At 57.8% G+C, this 3,684-nt stretch carries 4 protein-coding genes and 1 pseudogene; 3 read left to right on the forward strand and 2 right to left on the reverse strand.

From position 1 onward, the window contains the following. The coding region (locus tag WCA53_RS10305) for a chloride channel protein (RefSeq protein WP_423908731.1) at window positions 1–1,029 on the reverse strand (1,029 nt) is incomplete at its 3' end. Window positions 1,030–1,186: 157 nt separating this feature from the next. On the opposite strand from WCA53_RS10305, the gene WCA53_RS10310 reads away from it, so the two are divergent. The 3 genes from WCA53_RS10310 to WCA53_RS10320 all read left to right on the forward strand — a co-directional run bounded on the left by WCA53_RS10310 (window position 1,187) and on the right by WCA53_RS10320 (window position 3,197). Then, window positions 1,187–1,327, forward strand: coding sequence for a hypothetical protein (locus tag WCA53_RS10310; protein WP_423908733.1), 141 nt, complete (start codon window positions 1,187–1,189; stop codon window positions 1,325–1,327). A gap of 170 nt (window positions 1,328–1,497) precedes the next feature. Continuing rightward, window positions 1,498–1,713 carry a DUF3311 domain-containing protein gene (locus WCA53_RS10315; RefSeq protein ID WP_423908735.1) on the forward strand — a complete coding sequence of 72 codons (216 nt, stop codon included), beginning with the start codon at window positions 1,498–1,500 and terminating at the stop codon, window positions 1,711–1,713. Further along, window positions 1,710–3,197, forward strand: a complete 1,488-nt coding sequence (locus WCA53_RS10320; protein WP_423908737.1) for a sodium:solute symporter family protein — start codon at window positions 1,710–1,712, stop codon at window positions 3,195–3,197. Before WCA53_RS10315 ends, WCA53_RS10320 begins: the two co-directional genes overlap by 4 nt. A gap of 224 nt (window positions 3,198–3,421) precedes the next feature. Here the strand turns inward: WCA53_RS10320 and WCA53_RS10325 are convergent. Then, window positions 3,422–3,684 (reverse strand): annotated as a pseudogene (locus WCA53_RS10325) (hypothetical protein); the annotation flags it as partial.

A 3,684-nucleotide genomic window follows, 5' to 3' on the forward strand; every position in this document is an offset into this window, starting at 1 on the left:
CCCCGAGAGATACGAACCGACCGTCGATACCAGCTTTAACACTGGATACATAATCGACAGGTGTACGTGACCTTCCAGCAGACCCCGGGCTTCGGCATATCCGCTACCAAACGTCTGGGCGCCCGACAACACGCCGACCACGGCGACGACCAGTCCGCAAAGCGCACCGAATAGCACGGGCCGGCCATCTCGAAGTTCAAGCAGTGGAGCGGGCATCCAGCGACGCGTGTTCAGTAAAAGCCAGCAAAACACGCCACCCGCGATCCCGGCCACGATACCTGTAATCAAAACGGCAAGCACGAGCATGTCGGGAGAGTGTGTCCCGACGTCGATCGTTCCAAAGTAGGTGTAGTTACCGTTGATGCCGAGTGCGACAACGCCGGCGAAGATGATTGCCGTGATCAACACGCCACTTGCTCGCTGCTCAAAGCTGCGCGTGAGTTCCTCGATGGCGAAAACGATTCCCGCGAGCGGCGTATTGAACGCCGCCGACAAGCCAGCCGCCGCGCCTGCAAGCGCAAGCCGTCGCTCAAGCGGGGCGCCCGCAATCGCTCGGAAGCGTCTGGGATAGAACTTGCGCAAGTTAAACATCAGCGCCGCCCCGACATGAACGGTCGGCCCTTCGCGGCCGATCGTAAAGCCGCCCAAAATCGCAAGAAAGGAAATCAGGACTTTGCCGACCAGGATTTTCACGGTGAGAAGTTTTTCACCGAGTTCCGTGGTGGGGCCATGTAGTGTCGCGATGACCTGCGGGATGCCGCTGCCCTCGGCGCCACGGAAAAAAAGGCGCGTGAGCCAGACCGAGAGGCCTCCGATAAGAGGCGTCAAGATCAGGGGAAGCCAGGCGTGGCGGCTTTCATAGTTAAGAAAGATGCTGTAGCCGAAGTCGATTAGCCGTGCGTAACCCACCGCAATCAGGCCCACAACGATTGCCCCAATCCAGAACACGCCATAGTGCAACCAGAGCCGGTGCCCTCGTCGCAATGTTCGTCTGTCGATAAGGCGAGTGAGTGATATGTCCGGACCCATTGGCAAGTTGGTAATATCCCGTTTAGCGCGATCGATTTAGTTCACTTGAATTCTTTCATAAGAATATCACGGGGTGACTAAATTGACGGGAGCGGCGTGTCGCCGCTGGCTCGAAGGCTCACCTTAATCCAAGCGTCGCCACCTGTAGGGACTTCCGATGAAGAAAGTGGCGCCCAGCCTTCCTCAGTGGATAAGAGACATCGGCATCCTCGCGATGACGCTTATCGTAACTGTCGCCGGTTTGGCTGTGGCCATTTTGTTGTTTGCTGCGGTGTTAAAAATAGGTGGTCTGCTCTGAGCGACACCCGTGCCTGAGGTGTCACCCGCATTATCCGCGTTATCCGCGCATGCTTTCAAAAACCCTACGACATTTTGACTCGCTTTGCCTGAGAGGCAAGAAAGCATAAAGTCAGCCAGATAAAGCCCGGTCAACAACACGAACCCCGCCTGTTCAAGGAGTCGCCCATTATGGTTTTTCGAATCATGGCTGCGCTGCCGTTCATTGGTATTTTGCTTGGCATCCCCTTTGTCAATCAGGTTGAACCACTGGTTCTCGGCATGCCGTTCGTGCTTGCGTGGATCGTTATCTGGATCTTACTAAGCGCGGCCATCATGGGCATCATCTATCGATTTGATCCAGCCAACCGCCAGGCGACTCCGGATGTCGAGGAGGTCCGCTCATGAACAGCGCACTTCTGATCATCGTGGCGGTGACCGTGTTCGCGCTCTATCTGGGCGTGCGCGCCCGGCGCGGCCACGACATGAATCTCGAACAATGGACCGTTGGCGGCCGCAGCTTCGGAACTGCGTTCGTATTTCTCCTGATGGCAGGGGAAATCTACACAACCTTCACATTCCTGGGCGGCAGCGGTTTCGCGTACGGCAAAGGCGCGCCGGCCTACTACATCCTCGCCTACGGGACGCTCGCCTATATCCTCTCCTACTGGATGCTGCCGCCGATCTGGCGATACGCAAAGAAGCATCGCCTGGTCTCGCAGCCGCATTTTTTCGCGCGAAAGTACGATAGCCCCGCGCTCGGCGTACTGGTCGCGGTAGTGGGCGTAGTCGCGCTGATTCCCTATCTCGTGTTGCAACTCAAGGGGCTTGGCATCATCGTCGCGACGGCGTCTTATGGCGTTATATCGTCGACGGCCGCTGTCTGGATCGGCGCGCTGGTGGTAACGGCCTATGTCACCTTGTCGGGCGTCCGCGGTTCAGCGTGGAATTCAGTGGTTAAGGACATCTTGATCCTGACCATTGTGGTAGCGCTCGGCATCTACCTTCCGTATCACCTGTATGGCGGCATAGGCCCGATGTTCCACGCCATCGATCTTGCCAAGCCCGGCTTTCTTACCTTCCCGGCGAAGGGTTCGAGCGTCTCGTGGTTCCAGTCCACCGTACTGCTCACGGCACTTGGCTTCTTCATGTGGCCGCACACCTTTGGTTCGATCTTCACCGCTCGCGACGAACGGATTTTCCGGCGTAATGCCATCATCCTGCCGGTCTACCAGTTGGTTCTCCTGTTCGTGTTCTTTGTAGGGTTCGCCGCGACGCTCAAGGTGCCGGGACTCAAGGGCGGCGATATCGACCTGTCGCTGTTCCGGCTGTCCATCCAGACTTTCGATCCCTGGATTGTCGGTGTCATCGGCGCTGCCGGTGTCCTCACGGCGCTCGTGCCCGGCTCCATGATTCTCACGGCGGCGTCCACGCTGCTTGCAAACGATGTCTATCGCGGCGCGATCAACCATCAGGCTTCCGACGCGCTTGTCGGACGGCTTGCGCGGTGGCTCGTGCCCGTCGTTGCGCTGGTCGCGATCTGGTTCACGCTTCAGGGCGGCACGACAATCGTGGCCCTGCTGCTAATGGGCTATAGCTTCGTGACACAACTGTTCCCTGCCCTCATCGCGAGCTTGATGCCGGGCAGCCGCGCGACAAAGTACGGCGCGATGGGTGGAATCGTCGCAGGAGTTGCCGTGGTTATCGTGACCACCACGATGCATTTGACCCTGGGACAAATGTTTCCTTTTCTGCCTGATGCGGTGAAAGATCTCAATATCGGTTTGCTGGCGCTCGCTTTGAATATCGTCGTGTTCGTTGTGGTCAGCGCGCTAACCCAGCCGCGTGAGGTGCCTGGAGGTGCCCACGGAACGGGCGGTGCACTTCGGTGATCCGTCGATGGCGTCATCGCGGAAAGATAGGAGGCCTTGCAATCGCATGTAAGGGTGGATGAGCGCCAGCAGCGTAGGCTGGGCGACGAAGGGAAGGCGACGCAGGTCACGCCTGATGTCGCTGGTCCCCAGTATCGAAGGGGCTACGCATATTTCAGGGAACGTGAACGCGCAAGGCGCGGGCATGCGGACCTAAAGGTAAGAGTGAGTGCATATTGGCCGCGCTATCCATGTCGATGCAACGTTTCCGCGAGACTCATCAAATTCTGCGGAATGACCCGAATGACTCCGCCTCGAGGGCTGTCGATGTCTGCAATAAGCGTAAAGGCCACCGACACTACGAGCGGAAAAATCAAGAGCATCACGCCCTTGCCTTCAGTGTTTCGTATGCCGTAGCCGAGCATGACGTTGCAGCAAACGGCGATCAATATCATCATCGCCCAGGCAGCAATAGGGATTCGATTCCACCAGGCAGCTTGCGTATATC

Origin of the sequence: Caballeronia sp., assembly GCF_049581465.1 — a bacterium.
In the GTDB taxonomy this organism is placed as follows: domain Bacteria; phylum Pseudomonadota; class Gammaproteobacteria; order Burkholderiales; family Burkholderiaceae; genus Caballeronia.

Coding starts and splice junctions, on each gene's coding strand:
- WCA53_RS10310 (WP_423908733.1), top strand. CDS start 1,187: ATGAAGAAAGTGGCGCCCAGCCTTCCTCAGTGGATAAGAGACATCGGC.
- WCA53_RS10315 (WP_423908735.1), top strand. CDS start 1,498: ATGGTTTTTCGAATCATGGCTGCGCTGCCGTTCATTGGTATTTTGCTT.
- WCA53_RS10320 (WP_423908737.1), top strand. CDS start 1,710: ATGAACAGCGCACTTCTGATCATCGTGGCGGTGACCGTGTTCGCGCTC.